General features: G+C 66.9%; 24 protein-coding genes. 2 read left to right on the plus strand and 22 right to left on the minus strand.

The features are described 5' to 3' along the window. The 18 genes from trbJ to OVY29_RS15740 form a co-directional block, all read right to left on the minus strand. The gene (gene trbJ, locus OVY29_RS15655) at positions 1–717 is read right to left on the minus strand and encodes a P-type conjugative transfer protein TrbJ (protein WP_119081696.1); all 717 of its coding nucleotides are present in this window, start codon (positions 715–717) and stop codon (positions 1–3) included. After that, a complete protein-coding gene (gene trbE, locus OVY29_RS15660; protein ID WP_119084401.1) occupies positions 714–3170 on the minus strand; it encodes a conjugal transfer protein TrbE in 2457 nt (818 codons plus the stop codon). The genes trbJ and trbE overlap by 4 nt, the downstream gene beginning before the upstream one ends. Then, the gene (locus OVY29_RS15665) at positions 3167–3448 is read right to left on the minus strand and encodes a VirB3 family type IV secretion system protein (protein ID WP_119081694.1); all 282 of its coding nucleotides are present in this window, start codon (positions 3446–3448) and stop codon (positions 3167–3169) included. Before OVY29_RS15665 ends, trbE begins: the two co-directional genes overlap by 4 nt. After that, positions 3445–3813: a TrbC/VirB2 family protein gene (locus OVY29_RS15670; protein ID WP_197714466.1), complete on the minus strand. Its 369-nt coding sequence runs from the start codon at positions 3811–3813 to the stop codon at positions 3445–3447. Before OVY29_RS15670 ends, OVY29_RS15665 begins: the two co-directional genes overlap by 4 nt. Beyond that, the gene (gene trbB, locus OVY29_RS15675) at positions 3810–4796 is read right to left on the minus strand and encodes a P-type conjugative transfer ATPase TrbB (RefSeq protein WP_119081693.1); all 987 of its coding nucleotides are present in this window, start codon (positions 4794–4796) and stop codon (positions 3810–3812) included. The genes OVY29_RS15670 and trbB overlap by 4 nt, the downstream gene beginning before the upstream one ends. A gap of 140 nt (positions 4797–4936) precedes the next feature. Next, positions 4937–5356: a CopG family ribbon-helix-helix protein gene (locus OVY29_RS15680; RefSeq protein WP_119081691.1), complete on the minus strand. Its 420-nt coding sequence runs from the start codon at positions 5354–5356 to the stop codon at positions 4937–4939. Further along, on the minus strand, positions 5353–7383 hold the full coding sequence (locus OVY29_RS15685; protein ID WP_119084400.1) for a conjugal transfer protein TraG: 2031 nt from the start codon (positions 7381–7383) through the stop codon (positions 5353–5355). The genes OVY29_RS15680 and OVY29_RS15685 overlap by 4 nt, the downstream gene beginning before the upstream one ends. A 234-nt stretch (positions 7384–7617) precedes the next feature. Beyond that, positions 7618–9348, minus strand: coding sequence for a relaxase/mobilization nuclease domain-containing protein (locus tag OVY29_RS15690; RefSeq protein ID WP_119081689.1), 1731 nt, complete (start codon positions 9346–9348; stop codon positions 7618–7620). Positions 9349–9607: 259 nt separating this feature from the next. Next, positions 9608–10324 (minus strand): lytic transglycosylase domain-containing protein, encoded by a 717-nt coding sequence (locus OVY29_RS15695; RefSeq protein WP_231727511.1) that lies wholly within the window; start codon positions 10322–10324, stop codon positions 9608–9610. Between the two features lie 189 nt (positions 10325–10513). After that, positions 10514–10846, minus strand: a complete 333-nt coding sequence (locus OVY29_RS15700; RefSeq protein WP_066549539.1) for a DUF736 domain-containing protein — start codon at positions 10844–10846, stop codon at positions 10514–10516. Continuing rightward, the gene (locus OVY29_RS15705; protein ID WP_066549541.1) at positions 10827–11405 is read right to left on the minus strand and encodes a S26 family signal peptidase; all 579 of its coding nucleotides are present in this window, start codon (positions 11403–11405) and stop codon (positions 10827–10829) included. The genes OVY29_RS15700 and OVY29_RS15705 overlap by 20 nt, the downstream gene beginning before the upstream one ends. Beyond that, positions 11402–11923, minus strand: a complete 522-nt coding sequence (locus OVY29_RS15710; RefSeq protein ID WP_119081687.1) for a DUF2840 domain-containing protein — start codon at positions 11921–11923, stop codon at positions 11402–11404. Before OVY29_RS15710 ends, OVY29_RS15705 begins: the two co-directional genes overlap by 4 nt. 220 nt (positions 11924–12143) lie before the next feature. Further along, positions 12144–13037, minus strand: coding sequence for a replication initiator protein A (locus tag OVY29_RS15715; protein ID WP_119081684.1), 894 nt, complete (start codon positions 13035–13037; stop codon positions 12144–12146). A 6-nt stretch (positions 13038–13043) separates the two neighbouring features. After that, complete coding sequence (locus tag OVY29_RS15720) at positions 13044–13310, minus strand: helix-turn-helix transcriptional regulator (RefSeq protein WP_066549548.1); 267 nt, start codon at positions 13308–13310, stop codon at positions 13044–13046. 120 nt (positions 13311–13430) lie between these two features. Then, complete coding sequence (locus tag OVY29_RS15725; protein ID WP_119081683.1) at positions 13431–14207, minus strand: DUF2285 domain-containing protein; 777 nt, start codon at positions 14205–14207, stop codon at positions 13431–13433. A 159-nt stretch (positions 14208–14366) separates the two neighbouring features. Further along, the gene (locus tag OVY29_RS15730) at positions 14367–14630 is read right to left on the minus strand and encodes a DNA -binding domain-containing protein (RefSeq protein ID WP_066549553.1); all 264 of its coding nucleotides are present in this window, start codon (positions 14628–14630) and stop codon (positions 14367–14369) included. A 139-nt stretch (positions 14631–14769) separates the two neighbouring features. Then, positions 14770–15021: a multiprotein-bridging factor 1 family protein gene (locus OVY29_RS15735; RefSeq protein WP_066549555.1), complete on the minus strand. Its 252-nt coding sequence runs from the start codon at positions 15019–15021 to the stop codon at positions 14770–14772. A gap of 245 nt (positions 15022–15266) precedes the next feature. After that, entirely contained in the window at positions 15267–16112 is an 846-nt protein-coding gene (locus OVY29_RS15740) for a DUF932 domain-containing protein (RefSeq protein WP_066549556.1), read from the minus strand. A 358-nt stretch (positions 16113–16470) separates the two neighbouring features. Here OVY29_RS15740 and OVY29_RS15745 point away from each other — a divergent pair, with 358 nt between their 5' ends. Beyond that, entirely contained in the window at positions 16471–16746 is a 276-nt protein-coding gene (locus OVY29_RS15745) for an HU family DNA-binding protein (protein WP_066549557.1), read from the plus strand. A 57-nt stretch (positions 16747–16803) separates the two neighbouring features. Here the strand turns inward: OVY29_RS15745 and OVY29_RS15750 are convergent, their stop codons facing one another. From OVY29_RS15750 to OVY29_RS15760, 3 genes are all read right to left on the minus strand, one after another. Then, a complete protein-coding gene (locus tag OVY29_RS15750) occupies positions 16804–17814 on the minus strand; it encodes a pyridoxamine 5'-phosphate oxidase family protein (RefSeq protein WP_313911695.1) in 1011 nt (336 codons plus the stop codon). Beyond that, positions 17811–18206: a hypothetical protein gene (locus tag OVY29_RS15755; RefSeq protein WP_066549559.1), complete on the minus strand. Its 396-nt coding sequence runs from the start codon at positions 18204–18206 to the stop codon at positions 17811–17813. The genes OVY29_RS15750 and OVY29_RS15755 overlap by 4 nt, the downstream gene beginning before the upstream one ends. A gap of 138 nt (positions 18207–18344) precedes the next feature. Continuing rightward, positions 18345–18644, minus strand: a complete 300-nt coding sequence (locus tag OVY29_RS15760) for a DUF736 domain-containing protein (protein WP_066549571.1) — start codon at positions 18642–18644, stop codon at positions 18345–18347. 389 nt (positions 18645–19033) lie between these two features. Between OVY29_RS15760 and OVY29_RS15765 the strand changes: the two genes are divergently transcribed. Then, the gene (locus OVY29_RS15765; RefSeq protein ID WP_066549560.1) at positions 19034–19834 is read left to right on the plus strand and encodes a TIGR02391 family protein; all 801 of its coding nucleotides are present in this window, start codon (positions 19034–19036) and stop codon (positions 19832–19834) included. A gap of 5 nt (positions 19835–19839) precedes the next feature. On the opposite strand, the gene OVY29_RS15770 is transcribed toward OVY29_RS15765, so the two are convergent. Continuing rightward, positions 19840–21582: a retron Ec67 family RNA-directed DNA polymerase/endonuclease gene (locus OVY29_RS15770; protein WP_132883905.1), complete on the minus strand. Its 1743-nt coding sequence runs from the start codon at positions 21580–21582 to the stop codon at positions 19840–19842. Positions 21583–21615: the final 33 nt, after the last annotated feature.

The following is a 21615-nucleotide window of genomic DNA, read 5'->3' on the forward strand; positions in this document are numbered from 1 at the left end:
TCAGTTGCCCATGAAGCGGCGGAACCGCTCGCGCCCTTCGGCTTCCTCGGCCGCCTGGCGGGCGGATTGCAGCGCCTGCGCCCGGCCCTGCGCCGCGACGGCGGCGGTGAGGTCCGCGAGCTGCTGCGATTGCAGCGCAAGGAGCTGGTTGCCCGCCTGCGCCGCCTGGAGCGCGCCCGTCGCCGACTGGCTGGCCGAGACCAGGCTGTCCATCGTCGTGCGCGTGCCTTCGATGTTGCCGACGACGCCGGCCTGCACCTGCAAGGCATCCTGAAAGGCGCCGACGCTATCCTCCCAGCGGGCGTTCGCATTGGCGACCATCTGCGCGTGATCGCCGGTCAGCGCCGCGCCCCTGTAGCGGCCGCTGAACGCCTGCTGGATGTCCTGCACGTCGTAGGCGATGCGCTGCGCCTCGCTCAGAAGCTGCTGGGTGCGCTGCACCTGCTGCTGGAGCTGCTGGAGCGAGCTGAACGGCAGCGAGGTCAGGTTGCGCGCCTCGTTGATGAGGCTCGTCGCCTGGTTCTGGATTTGCTGGATCTGATTGTTGATCTGCTGGAGCGACCGCGCGGCGGTCAGCACGTTCTGCGCGTAGTTGGTCGGGTCATAGACGATGCCGCCGAACTGCGCGTAGGCCGGCATGGGCGCGATCATCGGCACGACGGCCGCGCTGGCGAGGACGCCGGCCAGGATGGCGCGGCGCAGGGGGAAGCGGGTCATAGAGGTAACTCCTGCTGGGGTTGGCGTGGGGGATCGGGGGGAAGAAGCTCGACAGCCCAGGCGCAGCCGCGATGGCGCAGCCATTCGGCCGCGAAGGCGGGCGCCCCGTGGGTTTCGATGATGTCGGCGATGGCGAGCTGGTCGGTTTTCGACGACGCGGCGGCGAAGGTCAGCGCGACCTCACCCAGCCCCAGCTCGAACAGGCGATTGCCGCGCCTGCTTTGACAGTAATAATCCCTCTTGGGCGTGGCCCGGCTGAGGATTTCGATCTGCCGGGCGTTGAGACCGAACCTCTCGTAGATGGCCGCGATCTGCGGCTCGGCCGCGCGCTCGTTCGGCAGGAAGATGCGCGTCGGGCAGCTCTCGATGATGGCCGGCGCGATGCTCGACGTCTCGATGTCGGCGAGGCTCTGCGTCGCGAAGACGACGCTGGCGTTGCGCTTGCGCAGGGTCTTCAGCCATTCGCGGAGCTGCGCGGCGAAGTCCGGACTGTCGAGGACCAGCCAGCCTTCGTCGATGATGATGAGCGTCGGCGAGCCGTCCAGCCGGCCCTCGATGCGGTGGAACAGATAGGAGAGCACCGCGGCCGCCGAGCCGGCCCCGACCAGCCCCTCGGTCTCGAACGCCTGCATGTCGGCTTCGCCCAGCCGCTCGGCCTCAGCGTCGAGCAGCCGACCCCACGGCCCGCCGATGCAATAGGGCGCGAGCGCCTGCTTGAGCTGCTGGCTCTGCAACAGGACCGCGAGCCCTGTCAGCGTGCGTTCCGGCATCGGCGCGCTGGCAAGCGAACCCAGCGCCGACCAGATATGCTCCTTGGCCTGGGGATCGACGGCGACGCCTTCGCTCGCGAGGATCGCCGCCAGCCATTCGGCGGCCCAGGCGCGTTCGGCCGGATCGTCGATGCGGGCGAGCGGCTGCAACTGGACGCCGCCGTCGCTGTCGTCGGAGAGCCCGCCGCCGAGATCCTGCCAGTCTCCGCCGGTCGCCAGCGCGGCGGCGCGAATCGAGCCGCCGAAGTCGAAGGCGAAGACCTGGGCCTTCTCGTAGCGGCGGAACTGCATCGCCATGAGGGCGAGCAGGACGGACTTGCCCGCGCCGGTCGGGCCGACGATCAGCGTGTGCCCGACATCGCTGCCGTCAGGGTGAAGGGAAAACCGGAACGGGGTCGAGCCTTCGGTCCTGCCGTAGAGCAAGGGGGGTTGTCCGAAGTGCTCGTCCCGTTCCGGCCCCGCCCATACCGCTGACAGGGGGATCAGGTGGGCGAGATTGATCGTGGAGATCGGGGGCTGGCGGACGTTGGCGTAGGTGTGACCGGGCAGAGACCCCAACCATGCCTCGATCGCGTTCATGCCCTCGGGGATGACGGTGAAGTCGCGGCCCTGAATGACCTTCTCGACCAGCCGCAGCTTCTCGGCGGCGATGGCGGGATCGCGATCCCATACCGTCACCGTCGCGGTGACGTAGGCCATGCCGGCATAGTCGGAGCCCAGCTCCTGTAGGGCGATGTCGGCGTCGGCGGCTTTGTTGGAGGCGTCGCTGTCGAGCAGCGTGGACGCCTCGTTGGTCATCACTTCCTTAAGGATCGCCGCGACCGATTTACGCTTGGCGAACCACTGGCGGCGGATGCGGGTCAGCAGCTTGGTCGCGTCGGTCTTGTCGAGCATGATCGCGCGGGTCGCCCAGCGATACTCGAAGGCGAGCCGGTTCAGCTCGTCGAGCAGGCCGGGAAAGGTGACGCTCGGGAATCCCGTGATCGTCAGCGTGCGCAGATGATGGTCGCCCAGGCGCGGTTCGAGCCCGCCGGTCAGCGGCTCGTCGGCGAGCAGCGCGTCCAGGTGCATCGGCGTCTCGGGGACACGCACCCGCTGGTGCCGGGTAGAGATGGTGCTGTGCAGGTAGGTCAGCGTCTCGCCGTCATCGAGCCAGCGGACCTCGGGCACGAAGCCTTCGACCAGATTGAGAACGCGGTCGCTGCGATCCGTGAAGCCCTTGAGCAGCTCCCACGGATCGACGCCGCTGGTGGACCGGCCCTCGTAGAGCCAGCCTTCGGCCCGCGCGGCTTCCTCGGCCGGCGGCATCCACAGCAGCGTCAGATAATAGGCGCTCTCGAAATGCGCGCCCTCCTCGCGGAACTGTTCGCGCCGCTCCATGTCCACGAGCGCCGAGACCGGATCGGGAAACTCCGATTCCGGGTAGTCGAGCGCGGGCGTGCGCTGCGCCTCGACGAAGATCGCCCAGCCCGAGCCCAGGCGGCGGAGCGCGTTGTTGAGCCGCGCCGTGGTGGCGACCAGCTCGGCGGGCGTGGCGCTGTCGAGATCGGGGCCGCGAAAGCGCGCTGTGCGCTGGAACGATCCGTCCTTGTTGAGAACGACGCCTTCGCCGACCAGCGCGGCCCAGGGCAGGAAGTCGGCCAGGTGGGAGGCGCGATTCCTGTATTCGCGCAGGCTCATCATGGCCGCATCCACGCCGGATAGCGGAGGTGGCGGCGGGCCACGTCCACGAACTGCGGATCGCGGCGCGCGGCCCATACCGAGAGCGCATGGCCGATGGCCCAGATGGCGAGACCGGCGATCCAGAGCCGCAGTCCGAGGCCGATCGCGCCCGCCAGCGTGCCGTTGACGATGGCTAGCGAGCGAGGGGCGCCGCCGAGCAGGATCGGCTCGGTCAGCGCCCGATGCACCGGGGCAAAGAAGCCCGCGATCGGCTCGACGGGATCGGCCGTGCTGGTCATGCGATCAGCGCCCCGCCGCCGAACGAGAAGAACGACAGGAAGAAGCTGGACGCGGCGAACGCGATCGACAGGCCGAAGACGATCTGGATGAGGCGGCGAAAGCCGCCGCTCGTATCGCCGAACGCCAGCGTCAGGCCGGTCACTATGATGATGATGACCGCGACAATCTTCGCCACCGGCCCTTCGATGCTTTCGAGAATCGACTGGAGCGGCGCTTCCCACGGCATCGACGAACCGCCCGCATGTGCGGGGAGCGCGTAGAGCAGGCCGGCGGCGGTGATCGCGGCGTGGCCCATGCGGTCGAGCATGGTGCCGCCGAGCAGGCGGCGCTTTGTAGCGCTGATAGGCTTGATGTCCTTGGTCATGGCAGGTCTCCGGGCTGGGGGGTGGTGAGCGGGGCGAGGCGGTAGTCGCCGGTCGCGGGGTCGAGCCCGGCGACGCGGGCCAGCTCGGTCAGCCGGCGCCCGTGCCCGTCGCGAACCAGCACGGCGATCAGGTCGATGGTCTCGGCCAGCAGCGCGCGCGGGACCGTGACGACGGCCTCCTGGATGAGCTGCTCCATGCGGCGCAGCGCGCCCAGCGCGGTCCCGGCGTGGATCGTGCCGACCCCGCCGGGGTGGCCGGTGCCCCAGGCTTTGATGAGGTCGAGCGCCTCGGTGCCGCGCACCTCGCCAATGGGGATGCGGTCGGGGCGTAGGCGCAGCGACGAGCGCACCAGCTCGGACAGCGACACCACGCCGTCCTTCGTCCGCATGGCGACGAGGTTGGGCGCGGCGCATTGCAGCTCGCGGGTGTCTTCGATCAGGACGATGCGGTCGGTGGTCTTGGCGACTTCGGCCAGGAGCGCGTTGACCAGCGTGGTCTTGCCGCTGCCGGTCCCGCCCGCGACGAGGATGTTGGCGCGTGTCTGCACGCCATCGCGCAGCGCCGCCGCCTCGGCCGCCGACATGATTCCGGCCGCCGCATAGTCGTCGAGCGTGAACACGGCGACGGCGGGCTTGCGGATCGCGAAGGCCGGCGCAGCGACGACGGGCGGCAGCAGCCCCTCGAACCGCTCGCCCCCTTCCGGCAACTCGGCCGAGACGCGCGGGGACCGGGCGTGAACCTCGACGCCGACATGGTGCGCGACCAGGCGGACGATGCGCTCGCCGTCAGCGGCGGCCAACGTCATGCCGGTATCGCTGATGCCTTCGCCAAGCCGATCGACCCACAGCCGGCCGTCCGGGTTCAGCATCACCTCGATGACGGCGGCATCGTCGAGCCAGGCCGCGATCGACGGTCCCAGCGCCGTGCGCAGCATCCGCGCGCCGCGTGATTTCGCCTCGGAACGGATTGGGTGGACGGTCAAGAAAAAGCCCCTGATGAGGGCCGGGCGAACCGCCGCCCGGCGTCAGGGGCACATCAAGAGAGACAGAAAAGACCGTGCTTCAACAAGTAAATGCGGGCGTCGTAGTCTGGCGTAGAGATACAAGAACTGGCGTAGTCAGTTCATTCTTCTTGAGGCGGAAAGTCCTCGCCAATTTCTTGTCTGACCTTCGGGCCTTTCGCGAGTCGGCGGCCCAGCGCATCCATGAAGGCGTCGTAGCGGTCGCCGCCCTGGCGACGCATCGCGGCTCGCTCGCTCTCGGGCGGCGGCGGGGTGTTCGACAGCCAGAAGCGCACGAACAGCGCGATCATCTCGACGCTGATACCCGTGTCGCGCTCCAGGCGGGTGATGCGCCGGTCCAGCTTGTCGAGCCGCTTGGCGATGGCGGCCTCGCGCTGCTCATCGGCGTCGGGCGACAGGAAGGATGCGATGGCCGCCTCGGCGATCAGCGAGCGGGACTTGTCCCTCCGATCGGCATAGGCGGCGAGCGCGCGCATCAGCTCCGGGTCGAGATAGACCGACAGCGGCGTCTTCGTGGTCATAGCTCGATGCCATCACCGGGATCGAGCGACGCCTGCCGGGCCGCGCGCTGCATCTGGCGGCGCACCGTCGCCTGCCGCGCCGCGTCGCTATCGGGCTCGGGCTCGTCCAGCTCGAACTCATTGGCGGGCGCGGGCCTGGGCGTGGGCGCAATGTCGATATGGCGCTCCAGCGCCGGCTCGCGGCGCAGGTCCGCGTTCGCGGCGTCGTCCTCAGCATCCGCCTTCTTGGCGGCCTTTTTCTTCTTCGGCTTCTTGGGAGATTCATGCTCGATCGGTTCGGGCATCGGTGGCGCCTCGATCGGCGGCAGGCCGCTCCAGTCGTCGGGGCGCGGCGGGCCGCCTCCGACATTGCTGTCGGGCGGCGACATCACCCGCTGCGTGAACCTCCGGTCCTTGAAGTAGCGGACCTTCTTCGCGCGGATCGGCGGGATGCCCGCGACCATGACGATCTCGTCGTCGGGCGGGAGCTGCATGATCTCGCCGGGGGTGAGGAGCTGGCGGGCGGTCTCGGAACGCGAGACCATCAAATGCCCGAGCCAGGGGCTCAACCTGTGCCCGGCGTAATTCTTCATCGCCCGCATCTCGGTCGCGGTGCCGAGTGCGTCCGATATGCGCTTGGCGGTGCGCTCGTCGTTGGTGGCGAACGACACGCGCACATGGCAATTGTCGAGGATCGCGTTGTTCGGTCCGTAAGCCTTCTCAATCTGATTGAGGCTCTGGGCGATGAGGAAGCTCTGGATGCCGTAGCCGGCCATGAACGCCAGCGCGCTCTCGAAGAAGTCGAGCCGCCCCAGCGCGGGAAACTCGTCGAGCATCAGGAGCAGCCGGTGGCGCGACTGCCGCGCCTTCAAGTCCTCGGTCAGCCGGCGGCCAATCTGGTTGAGGATGAGGCGAATGAGCGGCTTGGTGCGCGAGATGTCGGACGGTGGCACGACGAGGTAGAGCGTCACCGGCAGCTCGCCCTCGACCAGATCCTTTATGCGCCACTCGCAGGTGCGCGTGACCTGCGCGACGACGGGATCGCGATAGAGGCCGAGGAACGACATGGCGGTCGAGAGCACGCCCGATCGCTCGTTGGCCGATTTGTTGAGCAGCTCGCGCGCGGCCGAGGCGACGACGGGATGGACGCCCGCCTCGCCCAAATGCGGCGTCGTCATCATCGCCCATAGCGTGCTTTCGATCGGCCGGCGGGGATCGGACAGGAAGGCGGCGACACCCGCCAGCGTCTTGTCGGCCTCCGCGTAGAGGACATGGAGGATCGTGCCGACCAGCAAGGCATGGGAGGTCTTTTCCCAATGGTTGCGCTTCTCGAGCGATCCTTCCGGGTCCACGAGCACGTCGGCGACGTTCTGCACGTCGCGCACTTCCCAGGCGCCCTTGCGGATTTCGAGCAGCGGGTTGTAGGCGGCCGACGCGCCATTGGTCGGATCGAACAGCAGCACCCGCGCGTGCTGGGCGCGAAAGCCGGCGGTGAGCTGCCAGTTCTCGCCTTTGATATCATGCACGATCGCCGAGCCCGGCCAGGTGAGCAGCGTCGGCACCACGAGGCCGACCCCTTTGCCGCTCCGTGTCGGCGCGAAGCACAACACATGCTCGGGACCGTCGTGGCGCAGATAGTCGCGCCCAAGCCGACCGAGCATGACGCCGCTGCCGCCCGTCAGCCCGGCGGCGGCGATCTCCCCGCGCGTCGCCCAGCGCGCCGAGCCATAGGTCTCGGCGTTCTTCAACTCGCGCGCACGCCAGACCGACATGCCGATGGCGACGACGATCGCGGCGAACCCGCCCGACACGGCGATGAACGCGCCGGTCTGGAATATCTCCGGCGCATAGGCGTCGAAGGAGAACCACCACCAGAAGAAGGCCGGCGGCGGATAGATCGGCCAATCGCCGAGCATGAACCACGGCGCCCCAAGCTCGGGCTGATAGGCGAGCGCCGCGGCCGTCCATTGCGTCGCGGTCCACAGGGCGGCGAGCACGATCAGGAAGACCGCGAAGACCTGACCCCAAAGGATTTTGGTTGCCGACATGGCATCGAAGTCGATGCGGGTCGGATACCAAATCAAGTCACCGTTATTATGGAGGAAAGTCTAGCGTAGAAAGACAGGGAGTAGCGTAGTTTGGCCCATTATATTTCCGAGCGCGATCGGCGTTATTGGACGAATATTCACACGATAGCCGGACCACGGCCCGACTCTCTGCGCACTCGTGGTCAACGGCGATGCGCTGCACCATCGGATTGATGCAGCGCGTGTGATCTGCCCTTAGAGGCCCAGCCCCCGCCCGCGACCGAACGACCAATCGACGCCGCCGCCCGCGCGCATGACGCCGGAGATGTGCTTGCCGATCTGGCGGTCGAGCGAGGGAGACCAGGGCACAAGCTGGAAGCTCAGGCCGTTGTCGATCATGGCGAAGCGGCCCGAGGCGAGCGTGATGCGCTGACGCACGGTGCCCGCGACATACTCCCCGGCCGTGGACGGCGCGTGCGGCAGGCCGACCTCGGCTGACAAGTCCTTGGCGGCTTCGTCCAGCTCGCGGCGGCGGAGCGTGTCGAGTAGGTTGCGCGCGAAGATGATGCGCTGGCCCTGCCGCCGCGCGAGCCCCTCGTCGGCGAGATGCTCGGCGCGGGCCTCCATCGCGGCGCGCACCTCAGACCCGAAGCCGCCGCCGAGATCATGGCCATCGCTCGACAGGTTGCGCCGGTCGAGCCAGGTCGCCCCCGGCGCGCGAACCTGCGCCTCGATGTCCATGTCGGAGCGCACGGCCAGCGCCACCCGCTGCCGGCCCTTCCGGTCCTCGAAGCGGCGCAGCTCGACGATCGCGCCGGGCCGGCAATCGCCGGTCGCCTCGATGTCGGGAAGCTGGACATGGTGGGTGCGGCCATCGATCCCGTCCACGATCGCATAGGCTTTGCCGGTCAGCTCGTCATGCAGGCCGCGATCGACCAGCCTGCCGACAACGGGCTGAGCCGGATCGGCGTCAAGGACGTAGCTGCCGGCGCCCCGGTCGATGCCGCGGTCGCTCATCGCCTTGTGCATCCGCTTGATGATGTCGTCGCGCTCGCCCAGCTCGCGCAGCGCGGCCTGGGCGTTGTCCGCCAGCGTCCACTGGCCGGGCGCGATCTCGTTGGCGAGGCCGAGCCCCTCCAGCTTGCGCAGTCGGCCCGTCCTCAGCACATGGTCGCCGTCCGGCCGGACGCCGGGTTCGGGCGCCATGTCGATCACGCCGTCGCGCTGCATCGTCCGCGACAAGTCGCGGTCGATCTCGGTCCAGCGTTCGGCATCGACCTGCCGCTCCAGCGATTGCCGGATTTCGAGGTCGGTGCGCGGGCCGAGTTCCTGGGTGACGATCTCGCGCGCCTGCGCCCGCATCCCCTCGCGGATATAGTCGCGCGAGATGACGAGGTTCTGCCCGTCCTCGGCGACGCCGCGCACGATGATGTGGACGTGCGGGTTATCGGTGTTCCAATGCTCGACCGCTCGCCAGTCCAGGCGGGTGCCGAGATCCTTTTCCATCCGCGTCATCAGCTCGCGGGTGAAGCCCTTGAGGTCGCGCATCTGCTCAGCGTCCTCAGGCGAGACGATGAACCTGAAATGGTGGCGGTCGTCCTCGCAGCGCGCCGCGAACTCGTTGCGGTCGAGGCCGTCCGCCTCCGCGCCGAACAACACGCCCTTTTCGCCGTCGCGCGTGACGCCATCGCGTTGCAGGTAATTGAGATGGGCGGCGAGGGAGGCGCGGCCGCCGTGCCGGACGACGCGCGCCTTGACGATAACCTGGCGCGATCGGTGCCCGAGCCGGTGGGTGGCGCGCACGCTCGCCACGCGGCCCCGGCCGAAGGTCGAGCGGCCCGGCGCGACGATGCGGCCACGGCGCGAGACATGACCGCCGGCCCTCTGCGCGGCGGCGAGCGCCTGGACGATGATCGGCAACGCCCGCTGGCTTCCTCGCGAGCGGATGCGACCAGGCCGAATACGGAAATCGTCGTCGCCGCTCATGGCGCGACAGGCCGCAATGTGCGGCAAACCCTTATGGCGACGGGCTTCGGCCCTGCGCCGCACAGTGCGGGATTTCCGCACACATTGCGCAGCAATGCCCGAAAGCCTTGAGAATCAAGGCCACAACCGAGGCGCAAGGGCTCCGCACATTGCCGCCCTTTATCTTGCCCTCCAGCCTTCCCCTTCAAAAACAGAGCCTTGCACCCGTCCGGCGCTGCGAGAGGCTGCGAGGGAACACGCCATAGAGCGCAAGAGCTGCTCATGGCGGAGAACGCCCGGAAAGGGGGACGAACAGGCCGTTGGATGGCGCGGGCGCGTCGGCCAGCACAAGCTCGGCGTGGTCGGCGGACGGTCGCTCCGGCTGCGCATCGGATCCCGTCCGGTCGGCAGCCGGTTGCGCGGTCGAAAGCGCCCCCGGTCGCACCGCGAACAGCGCGGCACGACGCCATGCGAAGGGATCGGATGGCGGCGCGGCGGCAAGCTGACTGTCGCCCGAACTGCCGATGATCGCCGCCAGCTTTGCGAGATAGGCGAGCGTTTCGGTGGGCAGCGGGCGACCGCGCGACAGATATTCGTCGTAGCGGCCCGGCCCGGCATTGTAGGCCGCCAGCATCGCCGTCGCATTGCCATAGCGGTCGTGCATCGCCCGCAGATAGGCCGCGCCCGCCATGATGTTGTCGCGCACGTCATAGGGATCATTCCCCAGCCCGTGGCGTGCGCGGAGGCCCGCCCAGGTGCCGGGCATGATCTGCATCAGGCCCATCGCTCCGGCCGACGATATCGCGCGGGAGTCGCCGTTGCTCTCGACGCGCATGACAGCCCATATCCAGCGCTCGGGGATGCCGAAGTGCTGGGCTGCGTCGGCGACATGGACAGCATAGGGATGGCGCGCGGCCGATCGTTCGGCGGGCGCATACTGCGCCAGCGCGGCGACAGGCGCAGCGCCCGGCAAGAGCAGCAGCAGGACCGCGAGCATGGCGGGCGACCCGCCCCCGCTCCGCCGCCAGCCTGCCAGCGTGCTCGCTCCGGCAAAGGGTGCGCGCGATGCGCCGGCCGGGGGCCGCCCTTGACCTTCGCTGCGCGCGCCGGCCGGCCTGTGACCGAGCGGGACGGAGGGATGAGACGGCCTTTCCGCGAACAAAGGGATGATCGGGGACAGCACCGATCAACTCCGATCATCGCGCGGCTTGGGTCGCTTCCACGACAACCGGAACGTCCGGCCATCATCATCGGCGCGGAACAGCACCGGCCGGAACGGCGATCCAAATAGCGGGCTGTCGATCTCAAGCGCGATGTAGTCACCGGCGCGTTCGCCGACCCGTTTCCACGCGCCGCCGACTTCGGGGCCGTCCTCGTCGTCGAGGTGGACGCGGTAATCGGGCGCATTTTCGGCGTCGCTCGGATCGAGCGCGACAAGCACGATCGCTTCGTTGATGCCGAACAGCCGAACGCGGCCGGCATAGCCGTCGGCGGTGGATTCAAAGATGTTGGTTTGCATGGCCGATCTCCTTGGCTTTGGGGGTTGAAGGGGTTGGGGAGGGCGCGCGCAGCCAGAGCGACGTGGCGCGTCCGATGACGGCGGAGGCCGGCAGCGGGCCGAAGTAGCGACCGTCCAGACTGTCGGGATGGGCGGGATTGAGCAGCAGCAGCTCGCCCGGTTGCAGCGTGCGGCAACCTCGCCAGACCGGCAGCGGGCGGCCCCGCCCGTCACGCGCGCGGGCGCTGGCGACGAACTGGCCATCGACGCTCACCACAGCACCAATGCGGCACACGCGCTGTCCGGTCTTCGCGGCGACATGCTTCAGGAGCGGCACGCCCTCGGGCAAATAACCGCGCGCCGAAAGCCAGCGGGAAAGTCGCTCGGGCGGCGCGACAGCGACCAGATCGCCCAGTTTTGGATCGCGATCGGGATGGATGCGATAGAGCCCGATCGGCGCGCTGGCGCTGGCGTTCCAGATGACGCGCGGGAGCGGATCGGCGACGGCGATGGCGACGAAGGCCGTGGCGAAGGCGGACGCAGTGATAGCCGTCGCGATGGCATAGCGACGGCGCGTCATTCTTCGATCTCCCGGCGCTTGAGCCAGGCGTGATGGCGCTCGATCGTGTAGAGGCGCGGCTGCTGGCCGGCGGCGATGCGGTTGTGGACGTGCCGCCAATGGTCGGCAGCCGCATCGCAGGGATCGACGCCGGCCGCTTCCACCGCGTCGATCGCGGCGAGCACTTGGCTAACCTTGGGCCAGCCCTCGATCTTGAGCAGGATGTCGCCGCCCGGCCGCACGAACGGCAGCGTCGTGTAGGCTTCGTTGGCCGCGACCGCGCGCACCACGTCGATGCGCGAGACGATCGTGCCGAAGTCGTTGGCCGCCCAGCGCACGAACGCGAAGACGGCGCCCGGACGGAAGCCGACGACGCGGGTTCGGCGCGTCAGGATGCGGTCCTGGGCGATGCGGCCGAAGCGTATCCAGTGCTCCAGCTTCTTCTCGATCCAGGTCAGTTCGACATGGGTGAGGCCGTCGCGGGCGAGCGCGCTGAATGCGCCGCTGCCGCGCACGGCCGGGGGCCGGTCATCGATCATGGGAGGTCTCCGGGGGTGTGCCGCGCGTGCTGACTGGCAGCGGCGTCCAGAGCCGCGCGCGCCGTTAGCAAGAATCCGAAGGATTCTTTTCTATTAGCATCGTTAGAAGGGGGCCGATTCCGCGAGGATTTCTGCGGGTTTGCGAGGACCGCGCGTTCCCGAAAGTCCGAGTCTCGCGTTCCCGATCGTCCGAATCCGGCCGTTCCCGATAGTCCGAGCCTCATGGCCAGTTCTCCACAGGCTTGAGGCCGACACGGCGCATGGCCGCGTCGAACGGATCGACGGGGATAGGGGTGAAGTTGAGCCGGTCGCGGCCGAGCGCATGTTCAAGCGTGAGGACGTAGCCGGGGAGCGGTTGGCGCGCGACGATGGCGCGCAGCTCGAACGCGAACCGGCGCAGCGGCGAGAGCACGCCGGATTTCAGGTAGAGGTGCGGAACGTCGAAGCTCCAGCCGCCTTCCTGCCGCCCGCCATGCTTGCGCACGATGCGGTAGAGCCAGCGTTCAAGCCCGCCCGTGAGGTCGAAATAGGCGCGGTCGATGGTCAGCACGAGCGCGCGGTCGAGCACGCCGGCATAGAACCAGTCGGGCAGGATCAGCTCGATACCGAGCGCACGGCCGTTACTGTCCGCCAGCTCGCGCCATTCGTTGATCCATGAGAAACGATGGCGGCGGCGCTGGTGCTGCTGCCGGATCGAAGTGGCGACGGTCGTGGATTGCAGGCGGTCGAGCGCGGCCTTCAGCCGCTCGTAGCTCGCCTTGCCGGTGCCGCGCCGGGTGAACGCCAGTATCTCGTGCGGCGTCGTCACCATCAGGCGCGAGGTCGGCCGTCCGGCGTCGCGCGCCTCGATGAGCTGGCTCGCCGCCCAGATCAGCACGTCGGCGTCCCAAATAGTCGCCATGCCGTGCTCGGGCACGGCCTCGACCGAGATCCATGTCGCGCCCACGCGGAAGTCGATGGGCGCGGTGCGGCGGGCCTTGGCGAGCGAGAAGAACGGCCAGGCCATCAAGTTCTGGGCGTCGCGGGCCGCAAGGTCGCCGGGGACCGAGCGGAACAGTTCAAGCTGCGTGCGCTCGGCGCTCGACCGGCCGGAAAGGGAGCGTGCGGTGGGCATCGGTGCTCAGCGGCGCACGCAATCGGTGGGCAGGCGCTTGGCGGGATGGACGACGCCGCTGCCCGGATCGGACGTGGACCGGCGGGTGCCGAGCGCGGCCCAGGCGTCGAGATCGTCGATCGCATAGACGATCCGACCGCCGAGCCTGCGGAACACGGGGCCGGTGCCGTAGCAGCGATGCTTTTCCAGCGTGCGGGCCGAGAGGCCGAGGTGGATCGCCGCGTCGGGCGTCTTGAGATAGCGTGGCGTTGTGGCGGCGACAAGCTCGGCCATGATGATCCTCCTGGTGACGGCCGGCCCCGAAAAAGGGGTCCGGCGGACAGGAGGGAATGATGGCGAAATGCCCCCTATGTGGAGAAGGGGACGCGGGCGACCGGGTCGCCAATGTCCCCCTCAGCCGCCCCGCAGCAACCGGATGTAACCGCCGTCGCGCAGCTCGACGGCTTCCTTGAGCCAGCGTCTGATGCACTTGCGTTCCGCGCTGTCCGTCCATTCGGTAGGCGTGTAGTGACGGACCTTGGGGTGGATCAGCGAGGCGGCCAGCTCTCGCTGGCTGGCGCCCGCGCGGCGACCGTCGAGCACTTGCAGCAGGGTGAGGAGATGTTCGCGCCGGAAGGGCGGCGGGCGTAGCGCCGGCGGGCCGGCCGCCATGCCGCTGAGGCGGCGGCACAGGCGCTCGGCCGATGCGAGGCGCGCGAAGGGGGCGGGTTCGATCGGCACCATCAAGGCCATCGCGTCGTGACGTGATCCGCACACGCACAGATGCTCATCGCCATCGGGATCGGCGAGGATGACATGCAGGACGTCGCCCATCCTGATCCGGGCGCGAATGTCGCCCAGCGCCGCCAAGTCGAGCGGGCCGGCGCCGATGCCGGCGACCGCGGGCGCGAGGATGATGCTCGCCGGCGAGAGGTCGGGGCGCGCGACCGCCAGCTTGCGGTCGAAGGCCGCGCCGGGCGCGGCGTGGTAGCTGATCCCCCAGCGATCCACCAGGGCGGCGGTAGCGTCGTCGGCGGAGATCGCGCCACGTTTCACGCGGCCGAGCGCGCGCTGGTATTCGGCGCGATAGCGGGTATTGCGGCCGAGATAGCCGATGGCGATGTCCGTATATTGCAGCGCGTCGTCCCCGGTCTCGTTCAGGGGCGCGCGCCAGTCCCTCTCAGGCGGCATCGTAACCCTCCCAAGCATGGCCCTCTGCGGGGCGCGTTGGAAGATGTTCTCACCGCCGCCGTTGCCGAGAAGCCCTGCCGGGCAGGCGGCCGCATAGCGGATTCAAGTCAGCATTTTGAAGGGATTATACGCACCGCTGCGCGTGTTCCGGGGCCGCTCTCAGTTCGGCGGCGGGCGCAGATAGTGGCGATAGCCGGTCGCGGTCATCCAGCGCGCGCGGGCGAGATGCGAGTCATAGACGGAGCGGGCGCGTTCCGGTTCGGCGGCAGGGTCGATCCCGAAGATGATGCGAACGGCTTCGCGCCAGTCGGCATTTTCGTCGGCCGCATCGAGCAGTCGCCAATAGGTCCGATGATGATGCTCATCATAGTCGGTGACATGGGGCGCGTCCGGGGCGCGATCCTCGAAAGCGGCTATTGCCATCGCCTCGTTCCGCTTTCAGCCATAGCCCCCTGCGCCTGCTGATTCATCGCCTATACACCATAATGGATCGAAGTAATCGCACCGTCTTTGCTATGGCCCTCTGATACTGCGCGAACAGTCGGACCCGCTCCGTTGCCGGCTACTTGCGCTGTTCGGGACTTGAATCGGTCACGAGCAACACGCCTCGGCCTCGATCCGAATCGAGGAAGACAATCCCCGCCGCCTCAAGCGCCTTCATCACCTGATGCCGGGTATTGTCGTTCACCGGCTTATAACTCTCCGATTCCAGCCGCTTCAGCGCGGTCAGAGCAATAATGGCCTTCTCGGCGAGCGTCTCCTGTGTCCAGCCAAGAAGTGCGCGAGCGGCCCGCACCTGGCGGGAAGTGATCATGCAAGATCACCTCCACAACCTTCGGGTCGTTCGCTACGGAAACGACTATTATAGTCGTCTTGGGGGAATTGGAGTATCCTGATCGCGAGCTGGGTGAATACCCGGCGAGCGCGCCCTTTGAGCGGCCGCGCAGACCATCGGGATGCGCGGCCGCCGCCGATCCGGGGAGCGGGTCGGCGGCGTCGTGTGGGCGATGGGAAGCGAAGCCGCAGAGCCGGGCGGTCCAGCCCTGCGGCTCGAAACGGTCAACCCGTTTTTAGGCGCTGCATCCCTTCGGCTAGCGTCCAGAGCGCGCGATTGAGTGTCACATTCTGGTCGATGCCATTGATGGCGCGAGTCTGGCTGCGGCGGATACGGCCCTCAGCGTTACGCTTGCGGCCATGCAACCCGCCCCGAATGACGTTCTCCTGAATCACGTTGAACGTGCTCCACAGGCTGTTGCCTACATCCTCGCGGCGGCGCGGCTCGATGATCTGCTCGGGGCGAAGCGGGCTTTCATCGTCGCCATAGCGGGCGACAAGGCTTACCTCGCCAAGCAAGCGCTGTTCGTCTCGCGAAAGCTGCACACCCTTCATGGTCTCGCTGGCGTCGATCAGTCGCGGAAAGTCTTCCGCCACGGTATAAACGCCCTCGATAATGTCGTCCTGAATGTTGCCCTTGTGCGGCACGCGGACCTCCTCGAACCGCTCGCCCGCAATCATGCTGTTGGTGCAGACGAAGCGCAGCATCCCAGCGAACATCTGATAGGCGCTGGTCCCGTCATGGCTGTTAACGATGATGACTTCCGCCGCCTCCGGCTTGCCGATACCGTCATCCCGGCGCAAGCGCAGCATATGCTTGGCGTGGCCGTGGCGGCTGCCGTCGCGCGGGACCGACTGCACGGCGAAGAACGGGAACCATCCTTCGCGGCGCAGCCCCTCCACGATGTCGATGGTGGGGACATAGACATAGCGCTCGGAACGGCTGTCGTGCGCCTCGCGGGCGAAGATGGATGGCACGTGGCGATACAGCGCCTCGTTGTCGAGCGGTTCACGTCCGCTGATCTGGTGGGCGTTGCGGCCGAACCGGGTAGCGAGATGATGGATGCTCATGAGTCTGTCCTTCCTTGGGTCTGGGTTTCGCGCAGCGAAGCGCCGCGCTGAAACCCTGCCCGGCGGCGAGCCAGGGGTAGCAAAGGGCAAGGGCGGCCGGGGCGGAGGGGGATCACCCGGCCTGCACAAGCGAAGCGCGGAAGGCTGGGGATACCGCCCCGGACGGTTCCACTTCCCTTGCCCGGCGCGAGGGCAACGCCCTTAGCAACCGCGCGGCGCCAGCCGCGCTGCGACCAGCGCGACGATCAAGGATGCTTGATCGGCCCATCTGGATTAGAGATACCTGCGAGCAACTCGCAAATAGTGCCCCGCCCATAATCGGGCGCGGATCAAGAACCGAAGACCTGGAAGGACAATAATGAACAACAGCGACCTGGCCGAACAACTGGCTGCCGCCCACGGCGTCACCAAGACCGATGCGAAGAAGCTCGTCGATGCGGTGTTCGCCGCGATCGGTGACGCAGCCGCCAAGGGCGAGGAAGTCTCACTCAACGGCTTCGGCAAGTTCAAGGTGAAGGCCAGCCCAGCGCGCGACGGCCGCAATCCATCGACCGGCGAGACGATCAAGATCAAGGCGTCGAAGAAGCTGGTGTTCACGCCCGCCAAAGCGGTCAAGGACAAGCTCAACGGCTGAGTTTATGGGGGATGGCGCTTCGCCCGGCTCGCCGGGTGGAGCTCCAGTTCGCGGCGCTCAATAGAGATTGTCGCGATAGTCCTTGTCCAAGCCCTTCTTGAGCAGGCCGGTCACGCCGGGGACGGAAAGAGTCGCGCGCGCCAGACTGGCGCCGATGCCACCCGCCTTGTTGAGCTTGATATGCTCGACAAACAGCTCGGCGGGGTCGATGTCGGTTTCCGTGTGAACCGGCCAGAGGCCCGCGCGGGCCAGCGCCGGGCTTTCGCGCAGGTCGAGCGTCTCGATCTCCACGCCGATCGCCAGCAGCGGAGTCTTGTCCTTGACGGTGAAGCGCTCGCGCGCCGTCGCGTCAGTAGTAAGACGGGCTTGCCCCCGCACGACGGCGATCCGGTTCGCGCCGGGGATCAGCAGCGCCAGCGCGATATTCGGCTGCTCGACGACGTTGCGGAAGCTATCCACGCGGCGGTTGCCGGGCCGGTCGGCGAACCACAGCACGTCCCCATCGAGCTGCGCCATGCAACCGGCCGGATCGCCCTTTGGGCTGAGATCGGCGCGGCCTTCCGCGCCGATCGTCGCCAGCGCCAGGAAACGGCTTGCGGCAACGAAGGCGGCAGAATCGTCAGGAGCGTGGGCCGGCTGCGCCGCCCATAGTTCGGACCGGATCAGCGCCTTGGCGCAATGACCGTAGCATTCGTCCACGGCGACACGGACATGATCGGCGTCGATGCCGGCGACCCGGCCGTTGACGCGCAGCGTCTCGCCGATGCCGGAGAGGAGGAACAGCGCGCCGAACGCCGCGCCCGGCTGCGCGAGAGCGGGATCGTCGAGCAGCGCCAGCGGAACGCGCAATTCCTGGGCATCGACGCTGGCGAAGCCCGGCGCGCTGCCGGCCAGTGTGATGCCGACGCCCGATCCATCGCCGAAGCCGGCGAACATCAATTGCGATGCGGAGATCCAGCGCAGCGCGCCGACATCGAGATGGTCGATCACCTTGAGGTGCATCGGCGGCGGAGTCCTGCCGATCACGCTTTCCAGCTCGGCGACGGTGGTGATCGCCGCGCCGCTCATTGCAGTGTCCGCACGGGCTGGCCGAGCGTGAGCGCCAGCATGATCCGTGTCGAGCAGAGCGCGCAGTCGAGCGCGTTCGCCGCGTTCTGAGGGCAGTCGAGGCAGCGCGGGCTGGATCCATCGACCAGGCCGAGCAGCAGATGCTCGTCGTCGGACAGGCCCGGTCCTTCGCCGACGATCATCGGCCGGCCGAGCGCCGTTTCATAGAAGAGGCATAGGCTGTCGAGCACCGGCGCGAGCATGGTGCAGTCATGGGCGTCGAGCGTGTGCGCCAAGCGGGGCTGCACCGACGCTCCACTGTCCCGCGCATTCCGCCAGCACCGCGCCGCATCAACCAGCATCGCCGGAACGGCGATCGCATCCTGTGTGGGCGGCGAAAAATGGCGGGTCACGTGTCGATCCTTCCTAGACTTGGCCCCTTTCGCTTTTGCGAATGATTCTTAACTAGCCTGACGCCGTGTCATCGGCAAGTGCGAATGACCGTCTGATCGAGGAAGGCGCCCCGCCGAAAGGCGGGGCGCGTCGTCCGGTCAGCGCGACCAGATGAGGGCGTATTGGCCGGCGGTGTCGGTTTCGGACAGCGTGGCGTAGACGGGAGCCGGGAAGCTCGGATCGTCCAGCTTGACCGAGGTGTATTCGCGGCCTTCGCGGCTGGTCTTCTTCCAGGCAGCGCCGATATCCATGTCGGCGGTGCTGACGCGGAAGTCGGGGGACTTTTCGCCGTCCTTCTCGACCGGACGGAAGATGACCTTGGTGTTGAGAGTGAGCGTCTTGATGACGCCGGTGAACTCGCCCTTGCTGTTGGCGGTGAAGGTGCCGATCGTAGCCATGTCGTAATCTCCGTTCTTTCGGGCCACGCCCTTCGCGGCCTCGATGGTGATCGGCAGGCCGGGGGCGATTGGCCGCGCACCGCAAAGCGGCCGCAGCGTGAGCGGAGGATGGCGGCGGCCCGTTATTTTGGTTCGCGATGCAAAGCGCGGCACGCGCGGCGGAAAATAGCGGGCCATAGCCGTTGCGAAGACAATCGAGGCGAAGCCGTCGCTCGGTCAGATCACGCCATTGAGAGGCCGCCGGGGCGCTCGGCTCCGAGGGATGAGATTTCCGCTATGCCTGCCGTTTGTGTCGGCAACCCCGCCAGCAGCCTTGCGCGATGTTCATTCTACGTTCCAAGGTGCGGCTGCTTCAGCCACATGGGGACGTGAGGATTCGGGGGAAGGACGTGACGAAATTGTTTTCGCAGGATCAGCTCGAAGCCATAGCCGGTGCGCTTGGCGATACGGAAACCGGGTTGAAAGGAACCGAGATCGCGATGCTGATCGCGACCTGTCAAATGGCCGATCCCGGCGAGATGACCAAGCGGCACCGCATCTACAACGCCTTCGCCGAAAGCCAGAACGCGCGGCAGGACCGCACCCGCATCCTCGGCTTCATCCGCCATGCGATGCGTCCTGCGCGATACAGCCGCGAGCCGCATCGCTACGAGCCGATGCGTGCCAGTCTCAACCAGGCACTCGCCTTCGCCGGCCTTGTGGTCAGCGAGGCCGGGAAGATCGAAGCGGTCGAACAGGCGACGACGCTGCCGGAAGCGCAGCGCCGGGCGAAGGAACTGCGCACCGATCTGGAGACGCGCGGCGTCCATGCCGACGTGCTGCGCTTCTGCCGGGCCGAACTGCTGGCCGACGACTATTTCCATGCGGTCCAGGAAGCGGTGAAAAGCATCGCCGACAAGATGCGCGTGCGGACTGGCCTCACCGATGACGGGGGGACGCTGGTAGACCGCGTGCTCGGCGGCGAGCCGCCGATGCTGGCGATCAATCCGCGAAGCACGGTCAGCGAGCGCAGCGAGCAGAGCGGCTTCGCCAATCTCGTCAAAGGCGTCTTCGGCATGTTCCGCAACCCAACTGCCCACGAGGCGCGCATCCACTGGCCGATGACCAAGACCGACGCCGAGGATCTGCTGACGCTCGTATCGCTGATCCATCGCAGGCTCGATACCTCTATGATGCCACCGCGTACCTGATCCCTTCAGGGTGGCGGCGGATTGGCAACGTAATCGTCGAGCGCAGCCACGATCCGGTCGAGTAACCCGGCAAATTTCGAGAAATCGATCGTGTCCTTCTGCGGCTGCACAACCTTCTCGGCGAACCTGGCTTTGCCGTATTTCCCGGCCTCTCCGTGCTTCTTGTTGGGGTCGAACACCTTACCATCAATGACGGTTTTCAAAAGCGCGGGATCGAACAAGTCCTCAATGCAACTTATGCCTTGCGCACCGATTTCCGGTGTTTTGATAAGATAAAGATTGGGTGCGAGCCGATAGAATGGGTCCGTGGAGGTCCGAGCTATATGCGCGGCGCCGAGGCCCTTGGCGGCACCAAAAATCTCTTTCGCTCCGTCGTCATTGTCGATGAGCACGATGATGGGGTTGGGCAGCGGGCGATGTCGGTAACGCTTGAGGGCGTCAGGGTAGCGGCGGATAAAGTGGAAAAGATCGCCTGCGCCATTCCCGAGCTGCAACACGTCATGGATCGTGCTGGAGAACTTCATGAACTTGAGTGCGGGTTTAAACTTGCCTTTGTCCATCGCGCCCAGCCTGGGATGGTAGGCAGTGAGCTTCTCCATCGCCGCACGCAGATAGACGGTATCCGTCTTTCCCTCCGGGATGATGAGGGGCTTGGGCGCCACAACGAAGTTTCGGTAGAACAGAAACCGGATGTAGAGCTTACGGGTCGCCGTGGCCGTCGCGTCCTTCTTTTTGTCAGCGGAAGGTCGCGTATCGACCTGATCGCGCACATGATAGACGTGGCCGAGCATCCCTTGCAGCGGCGCGAGGGATGTTGCCGGCTCCGGCACATCGGGATCGCCTGCTTTGCCGCCCGCCAGCGCCGCAGGGACCATCCGATAGTAGGTTCCGCTGTTGAACAGCGACCAGCACATGGCCCGCACCGTGCGGTAGTATTCGGGACGGACGTTCGGCTTCTCGTTGACGAGCAAGCCGGTGGCGACCTGTCGTGACCCGCGATATTGCATCCTAGTCTTGGTAGGATTTACCTCAAACCCGGCCTTTTCGATCTCCTTCAGGAGCGCGGCGCCGAGTGTCCAGTCATGCTCCGAGCCTGCGACCGGGGCGGCGATGTCAGGAGGGAATGCCTTGGCGTTCGTGGAAAAGGTGATGTCGTCGGCATAGCGTGAGTAGGTGCATTTCTGCGCCTTGGCGAAGCGCACGAGCCGGATGTCCAGTAGATGCCCGACGACATTTGAAATGACCGGGGAACAGGGACTTCCTTGGGGAAGGACATGATCGTGGCAGGCGATCTGTGCGATCAAAGTCGCGATTTTCGGATCGAGGGCGAACCGTTTGTCCTTAATGAACATACCGCGCACGCGGCCGAAATTGATCGACGGGAAGAAATCCTTGATGTCGAGATTCAGCACGTAGCGCCGCCGTTTGTGGACCGCGGCGTTCGTTACGATGGACAGATGTTTGGCGAAGCCGTGGGAGAGCTGCCGGCGCGGTGAACCCACCTTGTCGATGTCGGCGAGCGCCAGGTAGAGGACATTGGCTAGACGCCGTTGCAGCAGCTTCAGCTTGGGCGTCGGGGCAAGAATCGCCCTCGGCGTGCCGTCGCGCTTCGGGATCGTGAACGCGGTATATTTCTGCGCGTCTGGGAGGTGATAGAGCAGGTAGGCAAGCGCGGCGGGCTTATATCCCAGGATCGCAGCTAGATCGTCGAGCGACTTTGCCGCTTGTAGTTTCGCCAGACTCGACACCCCACCCCCCTAACAGGCGGCTTACAGGCACTC

The sequence above is a fragment of the Sphingopyxis sp. SE2 genome (genome assembly GCF_032227185.1).
Classification (GTDB): Bacteria; Pseudomonadota; Alphaproteobacteria; order Sphingomonadales; family Sphingomonadaceae; genus Sphingopyxis.